Here is a 20412-nt window from a genome sequence, read left to right on the forward strand (position 1 = left end):
CGGGCGCTTTTCGCTATACCCGAACCACTGAATTATCGTCAAAACTCACCGGTGAAGGCGAGTAAGCATCGGCTTCCCAGTCGTTTTCCCAATTTTCGTCATCGAGCAAATAACGGAACTGGTATTCCGCTTCCGCAGGCAGGTTTACCGTTTGGGTAAAATCGCCGTTCTTAAGCTTTTTCATTGGTTCAGCCTGGATATCCCACGCATTAAAATCGCCTAGCAGCTTGGCAGTGTCGGCATTATTGGCTTCACTGGCCTTTAACTTGAAAGTTACTTTGCAGATTGGTTTAGATTTTAAATATTGTTTCTTCAGACTCATTGTTTTCTCTCCAGCTCAACAATCTGTAATTAAATTACAAGTTACGCTCAAATAATCACCGTTTCAAGGGCTTTTGTTCGAAATGTGGTCACAAATTAACGGTGATACTGATTAATAAAATCAAAATTTACCTTTGCAATAAACATCTTGATAAATCGACACATTTATTAACAAAAGATATAAAGCGTTTACGTGGCTTACTTCGTAATATTACCGTTAGACAAGTTTATGTTTAGCAGGCTGGCGTAGATCAGCAGACAACCAGAGTGGCACATTAATGAAGTTATCGTCTTTAATCAGGTCGGCGCTGCCGATTTTATTACTGGGCCTGGCGCTTATCGCAGCCGGTATTATGATCCTGTCGAAAAAACCGCCGGAGAAAAAAGTAGTAGAAGAGCTGGCGTTTTTAGTTGATGCACAGCCGGTGTACACCGAGCATGTGGAGTTTACAGTCACCAGCCAGGGCAATGTCCAGCCCAAGCACAAAACCAGCATTGCCACCCAGGTGAGTGGCCGGGTTGTGGAGATAGCCGACAATTTTGTGGTGGGTGGTTTTTTTAACAAAGGCGACGTGCTGCTTACCCTGGAACAAGACGATTATCAAACTGATCTGAGCCTGGCCGAGGCCGAGCTGGCTCAGGCCGAAGCAGCCCTGCAGGAAGAAATAGCCCGCGGCAAAGTGGCCGCAGAAGAATGGCGTTCGGTAAATGGCGTAGTACCGCCTGAACTTGGCCTGCGTAAACCACAACTGGCCAAAGAACAGGCCAATGTAAAAGCCGCTAAAGCCAAGCTTACCAGAGCACAGCGCAATCTCGACCGGACTCAGGTCATTGCCCCCTATGATGGCATTGTGATTGAGCGTAACGCCGATCTGGGCCAGTTTGTAGGTACCGGCGCCCTGGTGGGCGAGCTTTATTCTACCGAGGTGGCCGAAGTGCGCTTACCGCTTACTGATGCGGATTTGGCCTTTATTGATCTTGAAAGCGGTATTTCCCACCGCAATCCGGTTACGCTGAGCGCCATGGTAGGCGGTAAGTTTCAGCAGTGGCAGGGCACGCTGGTGCGTAGTGAAGGCGTGTTGGATACCACTAATCGGTTGATTTACGCAGTAGTAGAAGTACGCGATCCGTACCTGCGGGATAACAGCGAGTTTAATGTTCCACTGCGCTTTGGCCAGTTTGTACAGGCCGTAATTAGCGGGACAGACGCACGCTCATTAATTGTGATCCCACGCAGCTTACTGCGCCTTGATGGCACCGTTCTGGTAGCCGACGAGAATAACGAACTGCAAATAAAACAGGTAGACATTGCCCGTTCCAGCCCTGAATCGGTTTATATCTCGGCCGGTCTGAGCGATGGTGACAAGGTGGTACGTAGCGCTGTTCCTAATCCGTATAATGGCATGCCGGTGCGTTTGCCTGAGCAGGATCCTGCAGAACAGGACGTAGCCGATGAAGATGCTGCGTTAGATACCGGAGCATAAGTCATGCAAGCATATAACACGCATAAAGGCCTGATAGCCTGGTTTGCCCGCAACAGCGTGGCGGCCAACCTGCTGATGTGGATTTTGCTCATCGGCGGTGTATTTGGGGCTTTCGGTATTCAAAAGCAGGTGTTTCCTAATTTTGAGGTGAATATCATTTCGGTGCGGGTGCCTTATCTTGGCGCTGCGCCACAGGAAGTGGAAGAAGGTGTTCTGTTAAAAGTTGAAGATGCTATTAAGGATCTCGACGGAATTAAACAGATCACCTCGACTGCCACCGAAGGGATGGGCTCGGTTACTATTGAGGTGGAAGAAGACTACGACGTTCAGGTGGTCCTCGATGAAGTTAAATCACAGGTCGACGCCATTCCCAGTTTCCCCGGTAACACCGAGAAACCAATAGTTTATCGCACCAAGTTTCAGCAGGACGTACTGTGGATTGCCGTGTACGGCGACGCCAGCGAACGGGAATTAAAGGAGTTCGCCAAGAACCTGCGTGATGACGTAGCTAATTTGCCCGGCATTTCCAGTGTTCAGGTGGTGGGCGATCGCGACTATGAAATTTCTATCGAAATGTCGGAATACACGCTACAGAAGTACGATTTAACCTTTTCTGAGGTCGTGAATGCGGTACGTCAGTCGTCGGTCGATTTACCCGGCGGTGCAATCAAGACGGATAACGGCAATATTCTGCTGCGGACTAAAGGCCAGGCATACACTGGCTGGGAGTTTGCGCAGATTGTGCTGTTAACCCGCGCTGACGGTTCGCGCCTGACGCTGGGGGACATTGCCACCATTGATGACGGCTTTGTAGAAGATCCCCAGTATGCCATGTTTGATAACCAGCCGGCGGTTAACGTGCGGGTAAAAGCCGTGGGCGACCAAAATGCGCTGGAAATCTCTAAAGAAGTGAATCAGTACCTGGAGAAAAATAAAAAGGACTTTCCGGCGCATATTAAAGCTGATGCCTGGGGCGATTCGTCGTTCTACCTGGCCGACCGCCTTAACATGATGCTGGAAAACATGTTCTGGGGTGGAGTGCTGGTGTTTTTGGTACTGTCACTGTTTCTTAAAATTAAACTGGCGTTCTGGGTAATGGTGGGGCTGCCGGTGTGCTTTTTAGGTACGCTGATGGTATTGCCCATGGAAGGCCTGGGCGTTTCTATTAATATGCTCAGCTTGTTTGCCTTTATTCTGGTGCTGGGGATAGTGGTGGATGATGCCATTATTATGGGGGAGTCGGCTTATTCAGAAATCGATGCCAAAGGGCATAGCACAGATAATGTTATTGCCGGTGTAAAAAAGGTCGCCATGCCGGCCACCTTCGGGGTACTTACTACCATTGCCGCTTTCTCACCAATGCTAATGGTGTCTGGTCCGTTTGGGGTGATATGGAAAACCATTGGACTGGTAGTCATTGTCTGCCTGACCTTTTCACTTATCGAGTCAAAGCTTATCCTGCCGGCTCACCTGGCGCATATGCGCCTCAAGCCTTACGACCCGGCGAAAGCTAATCGTTTTCAGCGCTTCCGCGATTTTTTCAGCGAAGGCATTAAATCGTTTATTAAGAATGTTTACGCGCCGTTTTTGGTTAAGGCGGTAAAAGCCCGCTATGTGACACTGGCCGCTTTTGTCAGCATGCTGATTTTAACTTACGGTATGTTTAAGGGAGACTGGGTGCGGTTTGTATTTTTCCCTACCATTCCAAGCGACTTTGTGATGGCATCGGTGGAACTGGAGCCGGGGTCATCCTTGTCGCAGCGTGATAAAGCGATGGATACCTTATTGGATGCAATGTATCGGATGGATGAACAGCTCTCCCGGGAAACTGGTTCAGGTGTGATCAGCCATGCGGTAGCCTTCGATCAGGGCTCATTGGGTGGGCAGGTGTTTGCCGAGCTGAGTAAAGGAGAATCACGGGAAGTTACCGATACCGAAATTCAGCGCCGCTGGCGTGAGTTTATGCCGGAAATTCCCGGCGTGAAAACCCTTAATTTTAACGCTCCGGGCGGTCCGGGCGGCGGTTCTGATTTAAGTTTTGAGTTCAGTTCCAGTGATATAACTCAGCTCGAACTCATCAGTAAAGATGTTAAAGCTGCGCTGGCCGAGTACAACGGGGTGTCTGACATTAATGATACCTTCGCCGGTGGCGCCGATGAAATTCAGTTGCAATTAAAACCACAGGCAGAAGCTCTTGGTATTACCTTACAGCAACTTGGACAGCAGGTTCGTTACGGTTTTTATGGTGCCGAAGTTCAGCGCGTACAGCGTGATGACGAAGAAGTTAAAGTGATGGTGCGTTATCCCAGGGAAGAACGTAACTCCATTGGTCACCTGGAAACCATGCGGGTGCGTTCGCCGGCGGGTCAGGACGTGCCGTTTGAACAGGTGGCAGATATTGAACTGGGCAAAGGCTACGACTCAATTATCCGGGTAGACGGCCAGCGTTCGGTAACGGTTTCGGCAGCGGTAGATAAAGATATTGCTGAGCCTAACGAAGTCACCATGGAAATGATCACCCGGGTAATTCCGGAAATCATGAAAAAGTACCCGCGGGTAGAGTTTAAGCTGCAAGGTAACTCCCGTGAACAAATGGAAGCCATGACATCGCTCGCCCAGGGGTTATTGTTTGCTCTTTTTGCAATTTATGCATTGTTAGCAATTCCACTACGTTCTTATACACAACCGTTAATCATTATGTCGGTGATCCCTTTTGGTATCGTAGGGGCAATACTGGGCCACCTGATGCTGGGTCATGCAGTCAGTGTACTGTCGATTTGCGGCATTATTGCGCTGTCGGGCGTGGTGGTTAACGACAGCCTGATCATGGTTGATTTTGTTAACCGAGCGCGGCAGGAGGGCCATCGTCTGATGGATGCGGCAATTAGTGCAGGGACGCAGCGGTTCAGGGCGATTATTCTGACCTCTCTGACTACCTTCATGGGCCTGGTGCCGATAATGTTTGAACGCAGTCTGCAGGCACAGGTCGTAATCCCCATGGCTATATCCCTGGCGTTTGGTATCTTGTTTGCTACGGTGATCACCTTATTATTGGTACCCGCGCTGTACGTTATTCTGGATGACATTAAAAATGGCCTGACCAGAAATAAGCGCTCGGCACTGGCTACTGAGCCATCTGAAGGGATGATATCCAAATAGACGCTTCGTGCGCACCATGTGTGCAGCAAATAGTTGTTAAACAAACGCCGGCAGGGAAACCTGACCGGCGTTTTTAATTCAGGCTGTAGTCTCCAATATCACTCTGTTTAAAATAAACCGGTTTAAAATAAATCACAAAAAGCTTGAATGCTGATAAATTATACAGTACTGTTTAGTTATACAGTATTTGAGGGTATTGTGATGAACACAGGTTTAAAAACAATTGATAACTTAATTGAACGCTTTGGTATTTCAGTGGGCGAGGGACATGACGCTTTTCAGCAGGTACTGGATCTTTACGGCGGTGACAGCCGCGCCACCACTATGAAGCTGCCGTTTTGTTTTTATCAGATCATTTCCAATTTGCCGGTGAGCCGCCGTTTATCGCTGCACCAGTTTTATTTGCCCCATCGTAAAGCCCGGTTAGCCAGCTTTTTGATTGACGAAAACGGCCAGATTATTGAGCAGGTTTACTACCAGCGAGATAGCAAGTATGTGAAAGCCTGCAAGAAATTACAGTCGCTGGTGCAACGCCACTACTTAAAAGACTGGGCTACAGCTGCCTGAGGCTGGGTTTCATAAATTTGTTATTAAAACCGTATAATGTAAGATAAATGCCATTGTTATTTATCCGTAATATCGGATAATCACGCTTCTAGATAAGGAGTTGTGCGTGAAAGTTATCTTTTCACACGGTAAAGAAAGTGGCCCGTGGGGAACCAAAATACGGTTTCTGGCAAACATAGCTGAAGAAATGGGATGTCAGATTCAAAGCATTGACTACAGCGACATCTTGGATCCTGAAAAAAGGGTAGAAAGGCTGATGCAAGCTATCCCTAAAGACGATCCCGAAGTGTTACTGGTGGGCTCCAGCATGGGCGGTTATGTGTCTTTGGTTACGGCGTTACAGCATAAAGTACGCGGAGTGTTTTTACTGGCGCCGGCTGTGGCAATGCCTGGCTACAAGGTACAATCCTACCCGGTCTCCTGTCCGGTAACCTGCGTTCACGGCTGGCAGGACGAAATCATTCCGGCGGAAAATATTTTAAACTTCGCTAAACAGCTTAATATCACGCTACATCTGATACCCGGCGATCATCGTTTAAATGACCCCCTGAAAGCGGTTGGGGTACTCTTTAAACAGTTTTTATTTGAGCGTCTGACCGATCATTCGTGATTTCAACTTCCTCACAAGTTACAGGTAGTGAGTTAGAATGCGCAGGGAAGTCTTAAGCAGCAACAGTTAACCAGGCTCGGCATCGCCTTTGTTATCTTTGTACTTAGCAGTATTTACTATTACTATCGCGACGAAGCACAGGCTGAAAGCTTAAACGCACTGTTTAACGATACGGTATTTGGTATCCCGGACGTGAGTACCAAACTGAGTTTTTATTCTGAAACTCACGAACTGTTGACCATCAAAATTATCGCCACGGGGTTACCCGAACCGGCCAGAGAATATAAACCGCACTTGCTGGCATTTATTTGTTCACAACCTTCACTAAAAGCGATTCTGCGTGCGGGCAAGCCTGTTCACTTCGATATGAGTGCGCCAGACCGGGTTGAAGGCAGCCATGTTAATATGCGAATAGATGCAGCACGATGTCATTATAGTGATTAACGAGTTGAGATAGCCGGCCAGAGTATTGTATTGGCTTACTGAACATAAAATGCGTAATAATTCTATTTATAGCTAGTCTTTTGCTTATCGTTATTTAAAAAGAACGCCTTCGGGACTGTAAATTGAAGAAAATACTGTGAAGAAAATACTGGACGAAAATACTGGACAGGCACTTTAACTGAAAAATACTGTGAAAATACTGGACAGGCACTTTAACTGAAAAATAAAAGTATTGACTCATTCGATTTATCGCTAGCCTTTTGCTCATAGTTATTTAAATAGATTGCATTCAGGACTTTAGGGGCTCTATATTAGAAGTGCTTATCGATAGATATCTCAACAACTTCATACCGAATGGATAAGACCTGGTTCATTTATGCCCTGTGAAAGGCCACATAGTCTTAAAAATTAGTGAAGTGATAATAGAGTAAGAGAAGCTTTCAGTTTAAGCCGAGTTGTACTTGTTCTTTCGTCTAATATTTTGACTTAACTTTTCGATGCTAACAGTAGTTTTAAATTCAGTTTCTATGCCAGATATCATGGTTTGCCAGTCAGCCTGCTCTAATCCTGTCCTGGTAAGGATAGGGGAAGCGGTATCTTCAATTTTCCCTCGCTTTTGTGGATGGTAATGTCGACCTGTGAATTCAACCAATGCCAGGTAATCATGAAGTTGAAATGGTAAACCGTCGGGCATGTTGGCTTTGGTATTATCCCCGAATGGGAAAAGTGGTTTAGGTTGTTCGTTGGACTTAGCTGCATTGATACGTTGTTGAATGCTGGTATGGTTAGAGGTCTCAGGCGTTTTCGCAATACCTGCTCGTATTGGATTTAAGTCAACATAGGCCATACAAGCCGCTAATGCTGCTTCATCTAATAAAGCTTGTGATTTGAAACGCCCCTCCCAGAAATGACCAGTGCAGTCATCTTCTTTATTGGCCTGCCTGGCAATGTATTCATTGAGTAGGCGCATAAACCAGCTGATATCATAAAGCCGACGTCGATAGACTTCTGCAATTGCAGTTACAGTAGCGATTTCAGCCTCTGTTAAACCTTTACCTTGCTCAGGGTGAAGAAACCGTTGAGATAACAACACCCCTTTGAACAGTTTGTGCCAACGCTGGATAATTTCTTTAGCCGATAAGGCATCGGCTTTCTGCTTGTTAATACGTAATACCACATGTGTATGATTGCTCATTACCGCAAACGCACAGACATCCACACAAAATACTTCAGCCAATAACATCAATCGGTCTTCGACCCATTGACGACGATGCTCGTAGCTTCTTCCTGAGACAGTGTCTTCGCCACAGAGATAAGCACGACGGTAAGCGATCAATTTAGACCGTCTTTTCCCGGCGGAGCTACCCCGTAAAATGGTCCCCGTAGATTTTACTCACGGAGACTTAATCGATGGCAACAAAAAGACGAACACGCGAGCAATGGCAGGAATTGATTGATAAGCAAGCAGCAGGCGAACTGACAGTCAGTGAATTTTGTGCACAGCATGCGTTAACAGTATCAAACTTCTATCTGTGGCGTAAAAAACTGAGCGATGATAGCCAATCGCTTGCGCAGCAAGATAACTGGCTTGCCTTTGATATGCCAGCAAGTGCGAACCAGAGCGCAGGCTCTGCCTGGGAGATTGAACTGGCATTACCCGGTGGTGTGGTGCTGCGGATGAACCGGGCTGCCTGATGTTACCCTTATCCAATGGGCGTATTTGGCTGTATACCGGTAATACCGATATGCGCAAACAGTTTGATGGGCTGGCGGCACTGGTACAGGGCAAACTGGGGATGCAAGCGCATTGTGGTGACTGGTTTGTGTTTATCAATAAACGCCGTACCCAGCTCAAGGTGTTGTATTACTACCAGGGCGGTTATTGTTTGTGGAGTAAACGGTTAGAAAAAGGCACCTTCGCCAAAGTCACTGACGGTACAGCAAAAACACCATTAAACAGTGCTCAGTTACAGTGTTTGATTGATGGCATTTACTGGCAAAAAGACAAACAAAACAGGCGATTTAATTGACTGATTTTGTTATAATTTACGCCATGAAAACACATTCTATTAGTCACCTTTCACCGTCTGAAATTGAGGCTGCCTTTGCTCATCAAGCTGAGGAGATTGCGCAACTCAAGCATCAACTGGACTGGCTTAAACGCCAGTTGTTCGGGCGTAAGTCTGAAAAAGTGTTAGTGGATAATCCGGCGCAGAGCAGTTTGTTTGATGAGGGTGAGACACACGCCTTACCGGCAGACACCAAACCGGTGAAGGCCCATACCCGTTCCTCACAAAAGCAACGTCGCGACTCGGATGTGAATGATGAAGGCCTGCGTTTTGATGAGACGGTGCCTCAGCTGATTATTGATGTGCCTGCGCCTGAGTTACAGGGGGCGGATGCCGACCAGTATGATGTCGTGGATATCAAAGAAACCCGTCGCTTAGCACAACAGCCCGGCAGTTATGTGGTACTGGTGTATCGTCGTCAGGTCGTGCGTCATAAAACCACGCAAACCCTTAAGGATACCCCAGCCCCCATCAATGTACTGGAAGGCTGTTACTGCGATGTCTCACTACTCGCTGGGCTGATGGTGGATAAAGCGGTATATCACTTACCGCTTCACCGCCAACATCAACGCATGCTTGATAGCGGTATCACCCTTAGCCGGGCTACCTTAATCAACTGGATACAACAAGGCATTGAGCTGCTTCGGCCCATTGCCAAAGCCCAGTGGCAACACATCCTGCAAAGTAACATACTGGCCATGGATGAAGTGCCCATTAAAGCCGGGCGCACCAAAGGCGCGGGTCGAAAACCCGGACACATGAAACAAACTTACTTTTGGCCGATGTACGGTGACAGTGATGAAGTGGCCTTTACCTGGAGTCACAGCCGAGGCATGTTGCATGCCAAAGCACAGTTACAGGACTTTACCGGTACCTTGCTGACCGACGGCTATGCTGCTTATACCAAAACTGTTGAGCAGATAAACCAACAAGAACAACAGATTGTGCACGCTGCCTGCTGGGTACACATGCGCAGAGGCTTTGAAAAAGCCCTCGACAGTGAGCCGCAAGCCGCACAGCAGGCACTGGATATTATCGCTGCGCTCTACCGGCATGAAAAACACATCCGGGATAAACAATCAGACCTGGCCGATATCCATTCTTACCGGCAACAACACAGCGAACCACTCGTGACTGACTTCTTCCGGTGGGTCTACCAACAACGACAGCGCACTGATTTACTACCCAAATCCCCCTTCGCCAAGGCGCTTCACTATGCGCATGAGCGAGAAAGCCAACTCAAGGTGTTCCTGAGTAACCCCGCGTTACCCATGGACACCAATCATCTCGAACGGGCACTGCGGGTTATTCCCATGGGCAGAAAAAACTATTTGTTCTGTTGGTCTGAACTCGGAGCTGAACAACTGGGCATATTACAAAGCCTGATGGTGACCTGCCGCCTGCAAGGCGTGAATCCCTACCACTACCTCGTGGATGTATTGCAGCGTGTAGCACTGCATCCGGCCAAAGACGTACTCGACCTGACGCCAAGAGTCTGGAAAGAGAGATTCACGGACAAAAAATTAACGAGCGACTTAGATAAAATGGGGTGATCCGGGTCTATATTGATCGCTTACGCACGACGTACACATCGAGAAACGCAGTGGTAGTAGGGCGTATCAGAGAGACTAATCAGGCATTTACGGGGTCTGGGCATCCATTTATCCAAGCGAAGCAACGGGTATACCTATTGTGCTGGAGTTGAGATAAATTCCAACTGTACATCTGGATGGTGAGTGACTGTCCAAGAATTAGTGAGTGACTGTCCAAGAATTAAAAAAGCCTTACGGGGTCTGGGCATCCATTTATCCAAGCGAAGCAACGGGTATACCTATTGTGCTGGAGTTGAGATAAATTCCAACTGTACATCTGGATGGTGAGTGACTGTCCAAGAATTAGTGAGTGACTGTCCAAGAATTAAAAAAGCCCTGGTTTCTCAGTCAGGGCTTTTTTGTAATACCGTTTAGCAGCGCGATTAGCTGTTAATCACAGCTACCATGGCTTTGGCCAGATCATCGATGTTAGCCTGGCTGATACCTGCTACGTTAACGCGGCTAGAATCAACAAAGTAAACGCTGTGTTCATTACGCATTTTCTGTACTTGTTCCGGGGTAATACACAGGAACGAGAACATACCTTTTTGATTATTTACAAAGCTAAAGTCCTTTTGTGCGCCATTGGCAGTCAGCTTTTCAACTAACAGGCTGCGCAGGGTAGACATGCGGTTACGCATCTCGTTAACTTCGGTTTCCCACTCTTGCTTAAGAGCTACGTCAGATAGAATGATGTCTACCAGCGCACCGCCGTAGCTTGGTGGCATAGAGTACATACCACGGGCAACCGACTGGATTTGCGCCTGGGCGATTTTTTTGGTCGCGCTGTCTGCGGTAACGATGGCGGCTAAGCCAACACGTTCACGGTATAAGCCGAAGTTTTTGCTGCATGAGGCGGCGATGATCACTTCCGGCAGGTTTTCACACAGCAGGCGAACACCGTAGGCATCTTCTTCCAGGCCATCACCAAAGCCCTGATAGGCTAAGTCGACGAAAGGCAGAAACTCACGCTCTTTGGCTACTTCTACCACTTGTTGCCATTGCTCTTTGGTGAGGTCGGCACCGGTTGGGTTGTGGCAGCAACCGTGCAGTAATACCACGTCGCCTTTTTCAACTTTGCGCAGGGTGTCCATCATTGCGTCAAAGCGAATCGAAGCAGTAGCTTTGTCGAAGTAGGGGTAAGTTTCGAGGCTTAAACCAGCATTGCCCATTAACGGGATATGGTTAGCCCAGGTCGGATCGCTGATCCACACTTTGGTGTCTTTATTTACGCGGGTCAGCAGCTCGGCAAGAATACGTAACGAACCACAACCGCCGGGCGCTTGCACGGCTGCCACGCGATCGGCCATTAATACCGGGCTTTTTTCACCCAGGATCAGGCCCAGCATGCCGTCGATAAAACCCTGCACACCCTGTGGGGTGATATAGGTTTTTGACTTTTCGCGCTCAAGTAAAATGGTTTGCGCTTTGGCTACCGCAGATAAAATAGGGGTGTTGCCTTGCTCGTCTTTATAAACGCCAACACCTAAGTCTATTTTATTAGGGTTGGTATCTTGCTTAAACGCAGCAGACAAACCAAGAATCGGATCCGGGGCAAGTTGGGGTAGCACTTCAAACACGTTATGTCCTCTAAATGTACAGGAATCGGTTTACTAAGTTTATGAACAGTCCTGGGCTTTCACAAACTCAAACAACGGTGGTCGTGTGTTGTTGCTCAACACTGTTGTCAGTCAGACCACTTCATCATCTTCCGCTGGCACGGGAGTTAACCAGTCGGGCTGCGCATTATGCCATCAACTGCTGCAAATTCGAATAGAAAAGCGCTTATTCCTGCACAATTTTCCACTGAAACTCACGGGGTGGGGATACCTTTTTGCCGCGCTCATATTCCTGCTCAATCCAGCTGACTTCATGGCGGTGATTAACCAGCAGCAGGGTAGAGCTGCGCGTACCATACTCGGGCGAGGCAATAAAGATAGACGACAGACGCTGTTCCCACTCAAGCGGCACGCCGGTATCTGGCAGGTCGTGTTGCGCAGCCGGGGTATTATCCTGAAGCAGAGTAAACAGGGCACCATTATCGAGCGAACTCGCCGTACTAATATACTCCTGCAATCTGGTTACGCCACGCCTTACTTTGGGCCAGGGCGTATTAAGCGCACTGTTAGAGAGCCCGTGAAAGCCCGCCGCCAGCGGCGTAAAACGGTTAGTGTGATTGTTATATACCTGCAGGCGCGCTACATTTCCGTACAGCAAATTATAACCGTTATAGGCCTCACGGCTGTTGCTAAGCTGCTGTTCAAATAGTGTTTCGCTGGTGCTGCGAGAGAGATAGTTAATCACCAGCTCACCACGGCTGCGTGCCTGAGTTTGCTCACGGGCAGGATTGCGAATATTCGTCAGTGCAGCAATATCGCCATTACGGTGAATTCCCATCCAACTGCCACCGGCTTGTAAATCCTTTCCGGCCAGTATAGCCTCGGGCGCATCCCACCAATGGCTTGGCTGAGTAGGGCGCTGATAAAACTCATCGCGATTAGCGGCAATAATCAGCGGGTAGTCCTGGTGCTGTTCAACGGCAACAAAAATAATACACATAGCGTTTGTGGCGCACTCCGTAGCGGTTACAATTACCGCTAACAGAATAACCGATTGGTGGCGGAATATGCAGTCATTCAAAGCGCCTTTACCAGAATCAGTCCCACAATACCCGGTTGGCATGTGGGGGAAATGTTGCCGGTGGTGGCTGGATAAGCGGGGCTGGTTAGTGCAAGGCAGTCTGGCTAATCACCCCAAAATGGTGCTGGCCGTTGGTCCGCATACGTCTAACTGGGACTTCATTATTGGTGTGATGTTTAAACTGGCACTCGGTCTGGATGTGGCGTTTTTGGGCAAACATACTTTGTTTAAAGGGCCCTTAGGCGGTATTGCGGTTAACAGAAGTAAAGCTCACGGGGTAGTGGGGGAAGTTGCCGGGCGAATTAGCCGTTCAGAACAGTTACTGTTGGCGCTGGCACCGGAAGGAACGCGAAAAGCCGTGTATCCGTGGAAAAGCGGCTTTCTTTACATTGCACAAACCGCTAGAATTCCCATTCAGTGTGTCGGCCTTGATTATCAACAGAAAACGCTGGTTTTCGGGCCCGTCCTTACAGTACCCAAAGATGTAACGGTGTCGATGGAGTCGGTTTACAGTTTTTACCGCACCATCACCGCTAAATACCCGCAGCAAACAATTACGGAGCCCAACGCGTGACCAAACCGGGAGTGACCACTCGTCAAGTACATGCCGACAGACAGCTAAATCATCCGGCCGATGGTGCAGTACATACCAGTACCACCAACGCTGTCTTATTCGAATTTGAAAAAACGCAGGATCTGGTAGATGTGTTCCAGGGCAAAAAAATGGGCCACGTTTACGGACGCTCCTCATCAGGCTCTATGGCGGCGCTACAAACCATTATTGCTGATATGGAAGGTGGTATTGCAACCGCCTGTTTTGCCACCGGCATGGCCGCGATAACCAGCACCATGCTGTCGCTGTTTAAAGCCGGCGATCACCTGATTGTAAGCCAGTATTTGTTTGGCAATACCCGCAGTTTCTTAGATACCCTGATGGATTTAGGTGTTGAGTTAACTTTCGTTGACGTGACGTCGATTCAGGATGTGATTGCAGCGAAACAAGACAATACCCGCGCGGTATTTACCGAAACCATCGCTAATCCGGTTACCCAGGTAGCGGATCTGCGCGCCATTGGAAAATGGTGTGACGAACAAAAACTGTTGTTTATGGTAGATAACACCATGACACCGCCACCGGCGTTTGATGCCAAAGCCATGAAAGTCTCACTGGTACTCAACTCACTTACCAAATACCATGGCGGTCATGGCCATGTACTGGGCGGTGCGGTGACGGATATGGGCAATTTCGACTGGACCTCATTTGCTAACATTAAACCGGCTTATCAGGTTGCCGATGAGCGGATGTGGGGCATCACACAAATTCGTAAAAAAGGGCTGCGAGACCTGGGCGCTACGCTGGCTGCACAATCGGCGCATCTTATTTCGGTAGGCATTGAAACCCTGTCGCTGCGCATGGCGCGTAGTACCGAAAACGCCATGAAGCTGGCCACCTATCTGGAAAGTCAGGATAAGATTGAACGGGTCTATTACCCGGGCCTTTCTAATCACCCGCAACATTATGTGGCACGTGAGCAACTCGGTGGTTATGGCGCGATCCTGAGCTTTGATTTGGTGCCAGGTATCGATCCATGCGAATTCTTAGATGAGCTTAAGTTAGTTTTATCGGCTACCCATCTTGGTGATACCCGAACACTGGCACTGCCGGTGGCTTCCACCATATTTTTTGAGAATGGTCAGCGAGAGCGTGCGCGTATGGGGATAACCGAAACCATGATAAGAATGTCAGTGGGAATAGAAGATACCGACGATCTGGTAGCCGACTTCGACCAGGCGCTGGCAAAGTTTTAAGCACAAACACCACGCATTACGCATTAAAAAAGCCTGCATTGTGCAGGTTTTTTTGTCTCTGTAATTAATCGTCTGCGGCTTTAATACCTTGTAATAATTCGTTTTTATAATGAGTGAGAAAAATGAGGTGGGTTAGCCACGGGTATCAGCAAAAATATTTGCAACAATTTGTGAAAAAGTTTGAACTTTAGAACAAAGCGAGGGACTAACTCTATGCAACTAGCAATTACGGGTTTTAATGTGTGAACCCCCGATTGTTTAAGTGTGTTCCAAGTTGAGTGTGCATATTGGCCCCGCAGTTTGCGGGGCTTTTTTTATGGTGCGCCGGGCATGGCGCGTAGTGCTTTAGCACTGTTCGACTCACTGTGGTGGTGAGTTGATGACTTGGAGGTGGAAGTCCTCTGCACACCCGGCAAGGGGAAGTGCTAGCCGAACGGCAAGGGTGTTCATCGTGAGGTGAAATCTGAAGGAAGCCGAAGGCAAAATGCTGGCCTGACGAACAGGAAGCGGTTTAGGCGTTGTTGCAGGGTGAGGTGGCGATTATCACTAAAGCCCAATACTTGCACGGAATGCAGCAACGTAGAGCCGACAGGCATAAGCAGGAAGGTCGCGCGAATTACCCCGGGAGGTCTGATATTCTGCTATAGAGCTACTGACATCGCGAGGTGTCGGGATGGAATATCAGAAGTCAGCAGACGCCGTAGTAGTGCTATGAAACCGATAGCACGAAGGGCTGAACCTGTCACGAGCGGCAAGTCACGCGTGCTCTCGCGTTATCGGGACACAAGGCAATGAAGAATCATTGCTCCGGGACAAATATACAAGAAGGGTCGGAAACCTGGGCGGTGTTTGCGGAGTTCTAAACGATAAAGCGGCGACACGATGAACGAAACAGACTCAGGTATTGACTATGGTCAATACAGACAGGAACCGCCGTGGTACGGAACCGTATGCCCGGTGGTGTGAGAGGACGGGAGTTGCGAAACTCCCTCCTACTCGATCGCGAAGAAAGCTTACATGGCTAACGCTTTTTCAACGTCACCGCGAAGTTCTTTATCGGAAGGTTTTACTGAACTCTTGTAGTGTTTAACGATTTTACCGTTTTTATCTACCAGGTACTTGTTGAAGTTCCAGCTCGGCTCCTCGCCAGTGGCTTTAGCCAGAATGCGATATAGCGGATCGGCATCGTCACCCTTTACATGGGTCGGCTCAAACATCGGGAATTCCACACCGTAGGTTAACTCACATAACTCGGCTGTTTTACCTTCGTCATCGTCTTCCTGGTTAAAGTCGTGGGAAGGGAAACCCAGCACCACAAAATCGTCGTCCTTCAGCTCATCATACATAGCTTCAAGACCTTCAAACTGTGGGGTAAAACCACAGTAACTGGCAGTGTTAACAATCAACAGGGTTTTGCCCTGGTATTCGCTGCATAAGTTTACGGTTTCCTGAGAATTGAGTTTACGTTTCATGAACTTTAATACGTCAGGGCAGCTATTTGCCTGCGCGAATAAAGGAAGCGTACTGAATAACAATGCGCCAACTAGTTTTTTCATTGCTTTATTCCTGTTGTTAGGGGTTAACACCAATACTGTCCGGGCGGGTAGGTTGGATCAATTTATCCGTAGTGCGCTTAACAAGACCAGCGTGTGAAAAACAAGGACAAATGTCTACTTACCGCATAGATAGCTGGCTATAATGGGCACGAATTTATAACGAAGTAAATAACAATATGCGACATACTCTAATTAAAAGCAGTGTTTTACTGGGCTTGAGTGTTGTAGTTGCAGCCTGCAACAGTACCGCGCCAGAAGCCGTTACGACAGAACCCACCGCCAATGTTAGCCAGTTTGCCAGGGTGATTAAACCCGAGGCGCCACAGGCAACGCAGGTAAAAGATAGTATCACCCTCGAGCAGATTATGGCCGATCCTAAGTGGCTCGGTCGTCAACCGCAGAGTCCGGGGTTTGGTCTGGATGGCAGCGTGGTGTATTCCCGCAAGCAGGAAGATACCCAGCTCTACGATGTTTATCGAATTAACGAGCAGGGAGAGTCGGTTAAGGTTGCGCCTGAGGTGCTACACCAATACAAATCCGATGAAAAGGCCACCAGCCGAGATGGTCAATACACCGCCTGGAAATACAAAGACAGTGTATTTGTACAAATGCCGGCTGGTGAAATTGTTCGGGTAACCTATGGACAGTCACTCAGCGGGTAACCTATGGACAGTCACTCAGCAATATAGGCTTTTTAACCGATAACCGGTTATTTGCACGGTTATACAATACCTATATCGCCATTGATTTAACCAGCGGCCAGCAGGAAAAACTGCTGAGCTGGGAGTTTGCCGATGTACCCACTGCCAACAAACCACCTAAAGATTTTGTTGCTGCTGAACAGCAATCGCTGATCCAGTATATACAGGTACAGCGCAAAAACCGCAGCGATAGGTTCGCCCAGGAGCAGACAATGCGAGCGCACAGTCCGGCAGTTGCGCCGGCGCCGGTGTACTTTGATGACAGTGAGCGTCTGGTCGCCGCGGAGCTATCGCCCAGTGGTAAACATGCAATCATTGTAACCACCAGAAAAGGCAGTACTCGTGATGAATCAGACATCATGCCGCATTATATTCAGGAAGATGGTCGCATTGCCGCAATCAGTGTGCGCCAGCGGGTAGCCGACGCTAAGCCGGTAACGCAAACCACCTGGCTGGTCGATGTGGCTACCGGCACTAAGCATGAACTTTCTTATGTGGGCTTACCCGGCTATAACGAAGATGTACTGGCCGATGTAAAACGCGAGAATGCTGCAGCCCGTGGCGATGAGTACACGGATAACCGGTTACCCCGCGCAATCGGCCTGCTTAACAGCTGGTCGCGCAGCGTGCCGTCGATCCGCTGGCATAGCGACGGCTCTCAGGTAGCTCTGCTGCTGGAGGCCTGGGACAACAAAGACAGCTGGATTGTTACCGTTGATCTGGCGGCCAGGAAGCTGGTAACCCAGCTGCGCCAGCATGATGATGCGTGGATCAACTACCACCACAACCAGTTTGGCTGGCTGAATCATTCCCATACCCTGTTCTATCAGTCAGAGAAGTCCGGTTACAGCCACATTTATTTGCAAAAGCCCGGTGAGGCGCCTAACGCACTTACCAGTGGTCAGTATGTGGTGGATAGCTTAACCGTGACCGAAGACGATCAGTATGTGTATTACAAAGCCAATAAAAAGCACCCCGGTATTTACGAAATTTACCGAGTGAATACTCAAACCGGTGAGCATCAGGCACTTACTGATCTTAATGGCCTGACCGATTACGTGTTGAGCCCGGATGAACAAACCTTACTGCTTACCCATTCCACGGTAACCCGTCCGCCGGAGTTATATTCAGTGGCGGTAAACGGTGAGCAGGCCCCGCGGCGGCTAACCCATACCATTAGCGAAGCATTCCTTGCCAAGCCGTGGGTGGCACCGCAGGTAGTGGCGATTGATTCCAGTCATACCGAGCAGCCCATTTACGCACGAGTTTACTTACCGGAGGGGTATACCGAAGGTGAACCACGCCGGGCAGTAGTGTTTAACCACGGGGCTGGCTATCTGCAGAACTCTCACTTAGGTTGGTCGGGTTATTTCCGCGAATTTATGTTCCACAGCTTTTTAGTTAAACAAGGCTACGTAGTACTGGATATGGATTACCGTGCCTCCCGTGGCTACGGCCGCGACTGGCGCACTGCCATTTATCGTCAAATGGGAACACCAGAGCTGGAAGACTTGCGTGATGGCGTAAACTGGCTGGTAGAGAATGCCAACGTGGATCGCAACCGAATCGGTACCTATGGTGGCTCTTATGGTGGCTTCCTTACCTTTATGGCCATGTTTAATGCTCCGGATCTGTTCCAGGCTGGTGCGGCGTTACGACCGGTGTCAGACTGGGCGCATTATAACCACGGGTACACTTCTAATATCCTCAATACGCCGGATGTTGATCCCATTGCTTATCGCAGAAGTTCGCCAATTTACTTTGCCGAAGGCTTGCAAAAACCGCTGCTGATCAATGCGCCGATGGTGGATAACAACGTATTCTTTGTGGATGTGGTGCGTCTGGTGCAACGCCTCATCGAGCTGGAGAAAACCGACTTTGAAACGGCTATTTACCCGGTAGAGCCGCACGGTTTTGTGCAGCCCAGTTCGTGGTTGGATGAATATCGCCGTATTTACGGTCTATTCGAAGAAAACCTCTAGTTATTAAGTTATGCCTTGCGGCGGCTGGCTATAGCGCCCGCTGTAAGGCTGCTTCCCCACATTAATACAAACAGCAATACGCCGCACACCGCGCCATATAGATGGGCATCAACAGCCACGCTGGCATCAATTAAGCTGGCAACATCTTCGCTGCTTCCCTGATACTGTTCAAACACCAGCTTGGCTGCTACGCCAGCCAAAAGTAACCAGCCTGAGCGAACCTTATTAATAATGTCCATGCAGGCTCCCCACACAAAAATGCCATGTAAGGCACCGGAAAGTCCCATGTACCAGATTAATTGCGGCGACAGTAAGTAGATGGCCAGGCTGGTACCCAAACCACACCAGATAAACAGTTTGATAAACGTTAACGGCCGGTAATGCTCGCCATGCAGAGCCCAAAGTAAGGCCAGGCCAACCAGGTTTAATAACAGGTGGTAGCCGTTAGTGTGGATAAGGTTACCAGTGATCAGACGCCAGGTTTCCATGCTTTGCAACGCATAACGGTCGTAGGCGAGTAAGTCGGTCATCGACTGGCCGGCAAAAAAGAAGGCAATGCAAACAATGGCCAGAATTAACGGGCCGAGACTAAACTGTGGTTTTAGTGGTAGCGCAACTATCATTGGAATTTATTGTTGATCAAAAGGCTGGGGCGCTATCATAACGAAAATGCCCTACGAAACCTAATAAAGAGTCGGAGACAATAATGAGTAATATTCTCATCGAAACCCATGGTGCTATTACTACCATCACCTTAAATCGTCCGGAAAAGAAAAATGCCCTGACCCCGGACATGTATCAGACCATGGCCGATGTCCTGGTTGAGGCTAACGAAACCGAGAGCTGTAAAGTGGTGGTTATTCGCGCTGAAGGTGACGTGTTCTGTGCCGGTAACGAAATCACTGGTTTTGCCAATCACGGCGCTGAGCCCCATCTGGCAGAAACCGTCAGCTTTATGAATGCGCTGCTTAACTGTAAAAAAACGGTAGTCGCCGAAGTTTCCGGCAAGGCGGTTGGCATTGGCACCACCATGCTGTTACATTGTGATTTCGTGTATACCCACGGTGAAGCCCAGTTTGTAATGCCTTTCATTAATCTGGGTCTGGTGCCGGAGTATGCATCAAGTTATATCCTGCCGCGAATGGCAGGCCGGCGTCGTGCCAGCGAGTGGTTATTACTGGGTGAACCCTTTGGTGCTCAGGAGGCCTATCAGTTTGGCATGGTGACCAAAATTGTCGAACCCGAAGCCTTGCGGGACACTGTTAACAAAGTTGCCGGTAAGCTGGCCGCCAAACCTGCTTACGCTTTGTTGCAGTCAAAAGCACTAATTAATAACGAGGCAGAAGCCATTCACCAGCATATGGATGTTGAGCTGGATGTCTTTATTGAAGCCATGGGCACAGAAGCTGCGCAGGAAGCTTTTGATGCATTCCTGCACAAGCGACCAATTAACCCGGAAAAATTTAAATAAGAGGAAG

Annotated in this window: 19 protein-coding genes; 13 read left to right on the forward strand and 6 right to left on the reverse strand. The window is 48.7% G+C overall.

Annotation, left to right across the window (positions count from 1 at the left end; translation table 11 throughout):
* Nucleotides 1-13: 13 nt before the first annotated feature.
* On the reverse strand, nt 14-322 hold the full coding sequence (locus AC566Q_RS11230) for an isoamylase early set domain-containing protein (RefSeq protein ID WP_105933187.1): 309 nt from the start codon (nt 320-322) through the stop codon (nt 14-16).
* Between the two features lie 277 nt (nt 323-599).
* Here AC566Q_RS11230 and AC566Q_RS11235 point away from each other — a divergent pair, with 277 nt between their 5' ends.
* From AC566Q_RS11235 to AC566Q_RS11255, 5 genes are all read left to right on the forward strand, one after another.
* Complete coding sequence (locus tag AC566Q_RS11235) at nt 600-1805, forward strand: efflux RND transporter periplasmic adaptor subunit (protein WP_499616710.1); 1206 nt, start codon at nt 600-602, stop codon at nt 1803-1805.
* Between the two features lie 3 nt (nt 1806-1808).
* A complete protein-coding gene (locus AC566Q_RS11240) occupies nt 1809-4964 on the forward strand; it encodes an efflux RND transporter permease subunit (RefSeq protein ID WP_499616713.1) in 3156 nt (1051 codons plus the stop codon).
* Nucleotides 4965-5165: 201 nt separating this feature from the next.
* A complete protein-coding gene (locus AC566Q_RS11245) occupies nt 5166-5531 on the forward strand; it encodes a hypothetical protein (RefSeq protein ID WP_499616716.1) in 366 nt (121 codons plus the stop codon).
* 106 nt (nt 5532-5637) lie between these two features.
* Nucleotides 5638-6141, forward strand: coding sequence for an alpha/beta hydrolase (locus AC566Q_RS11250; protein ID WP_499616718.1), 504 nt, complete (start codon nt 5638-5640; stop codon nt 6139-6141).
* A 192-nt stretch (nt 6142-6333) separates the two neighbouring features.
* On the forward strand, nt 6334-6585 hold the full coding sequence (locus tag AC566Q_RS11255; RefSeq protein WP_499616721.1) for a hypothetical protein: 252 nt from the start codon (nt 6334-6336) through the stop codon (nt 6583-6585).
* Between the two features lie 445 nt (nt 6586-7030).
* On the opposite strand, the gene AC566Q_RS11260 is transcribed toward AC566Q_RS11255, so the two are convergent.
* Complete coding sequence (locus AC566Q_RS11260) at nt 7031-7921, reverse strand: transposase (RefSeq protein ID WP_499616724.1); 891 nt, start codon at nt 7919-7921, stop codon at nt 7031-7033.
* Between the two features lie 74 nt (nt 7922-7995).
* Between AC566Q_RS11260 and tnpA the strand changes: the two genes are divergently transcribed.
* Genes tnpA through tnpC form a run of 3 tightly spaced genes read left to right on the forward strand, consistent with a single transcriptional unit; the run spans nt 7996 to nt 10207 of the window.
* A complete protein-coding gene (gene tnpA, locus AC566Q_RS11265) occupies nt 7996-8280 on the forward strand; it encodes an IS66 family insertion sequence element accessory protein TnpA (RefSeq protein ID WP_024016272.1) in 285 nt (94 codons plus the stop codon).
* Nucleotides 8280-8615 carry an IS66 family insertion sequence element accessory protein TnpB gene (gene tnpB, locus AC566Q_RS11270; RefSeq protein ID WP_126874057.1) on the forward strand — a complete coding sequence of 112 codons (336 nt, stop codon included), beginning with the start codon at nt 8280-8282 and terminating at the stop codon, nt 8613-8615. Before tnpA ends, tnpB begins: the two co-directional genes overlap by 1 nt.
* A gap of 23 nt (nt 8616-8638) precedes the next feature.
* The gene (tnpC, locus tag AC566Q_RS11275) at nt 8639-10207 is read left to right on the forward strand and encodes an IS66 family transposase (protein WP_499617481.1); all 1569 of its coding nucleotides are present in this window, start codon (nt 8639-8641) and stop codon (nt 10205-10207) included.
* Between the two features lie 422 nt (nt 10208-10629).
* Here the strand turns inward: tnpC and AC566Q_RS11280 are convergent, their stop codons facing one another.
* Nucleotides 10630-11826: an amino acid aminotransferase gene (locus AC566Q_RS11280; protein WP_105933193.1), complete on the reverse strand. Its 1197-nt coding sequence runs from the start codon at nt 11824-11826 to the stop codon at nt 10630-10632.
* A gap of 205 nt (nt 11827-12031) precedes the next feature.
* Entirely contained in the window at nt 12032-12886 is an 855-nt protein-coding gene (locus AC566Q_RS11285; RefSeq protein ID WP_499616728.1) for an NRDE family protein, read from the reverse strand.
* Here AC566Q_RS11285 and AC566Q_RS11290 point away from each other — a divergent pair.
* Both AC566Q_RS11290 and AC566Q_RS11295 read left to right on the forward strand, forming a co-directional pair.
* Nucleotides 12873-13460, forward strand: a complete 588-nt coding sequence (locus AC566Q_RS11290; protein WP_499616730.1) for a 1-acyl-sn-glycerol-3-phosphate acyltransferase — start codon at nt 12873-12875, stop codon at nt 13458-13460. The genes AC566Q_RS11285 and AC566Q_RS11290 overlap by 14 nt on opposite strands.
* Complete coding sequence (locus AC566Q_RS11295) at nt 13457-14695, forward strand: cystathionine gamma-synthase family protein (protein WP_499616733.1); 1239 nt, start codon at nt 13457-13459, stop codon at nt 14693-14695. Before AC566Q_RS11290 ends, AC566Q_RS11295 begins: the two co-directional genes overlap by 4 nt.
* Nucleotides 14696-15708: 1013 nt before the next feature.
* Here AC566Q_RS11295 and AC566Q_RS11300 read toward each other — a convergent pair.
* Nucleotides 15709-16251: a glutathione peroxidase gene (locus tag AC566Q_RS11300; protein WP_105933195.1), complete on the reverse strand. Its 543-nt coding sequence runs from the start codon at nt 16249-16251 to the stop codon at nt 15709-15711.
* Nucleotides 16252-16427: 176 nt separating this feature from the next.
* On the opposite strand from AC566Q_RS11300, the gene AC566Q_RS11305 reads away from it, so the two are divergent.
* Both AC566Q_RS11305 and AC566Q_RS11310 read left to right on the forward strand, forming a co-directional pair.
* The gene (locus tag AC566Q_RS11305) at nt 16428-16913 is read left to right on the forward strand and encodes a hypothetical protein (protein ID WP_499616736.1); all 486 of its coding nucleotides are present in this window, start codon (nt 16428-16430) and stop codon (nt 16911-16913) included.
* A gap of 251 nt (nt 16914-17164) precedes the next feature.
* Nucleotides 17165-18934 carry a S9 family peptidase gene (locus AC566Q_RS11310; RefSeq protein WP_499616739.1) on the forward strand — a complete coding sequence of 590 codons (1770 nt, stop codon included), beginning with the start codon at nt 17165-17167 and terminating at the stop codon, nt 18932-18934.
* Nucleotides 18935-18942: 8 nt separating this feature from the next.
* On the opposite strand, the gene rrtA is transcribed toward AC566Q_RS11310, so the two are convergent.
* On the reverse strand, nt 18943-19557 hold the full coding sequence (gene rrtA, locus AC566Q_RS11315; RefSeq protein WP_499616740.1) for a rhombosortase: 615 nt from the start codon (nt 19555-19557) through the stop codon (nt 18943-18945).
* 83 nt (nt 19558-19640) lie between these two features.
* Between rrtA and AC566Q_RS11320 the strand changes: the two genes are divergently transcribed.
* Nucleotides 19641-20405 carry an enoyl-CoA hydratase gene (locus tag AC566Q_RS11320; protein ID WP_499616741.1) on the forward strand — a complete coding sequence of 255 codons (765 nt, stop codon included), beginning with the start codon at nt 19641-19643 and terminating at the stop codon, nt 20403-20405.
* Nucleotides 20406-20412 lie beyond the last annotated feature (7 nt).

This window comes from Alteromonas sp. H02 (assembly GCF_059682525.1).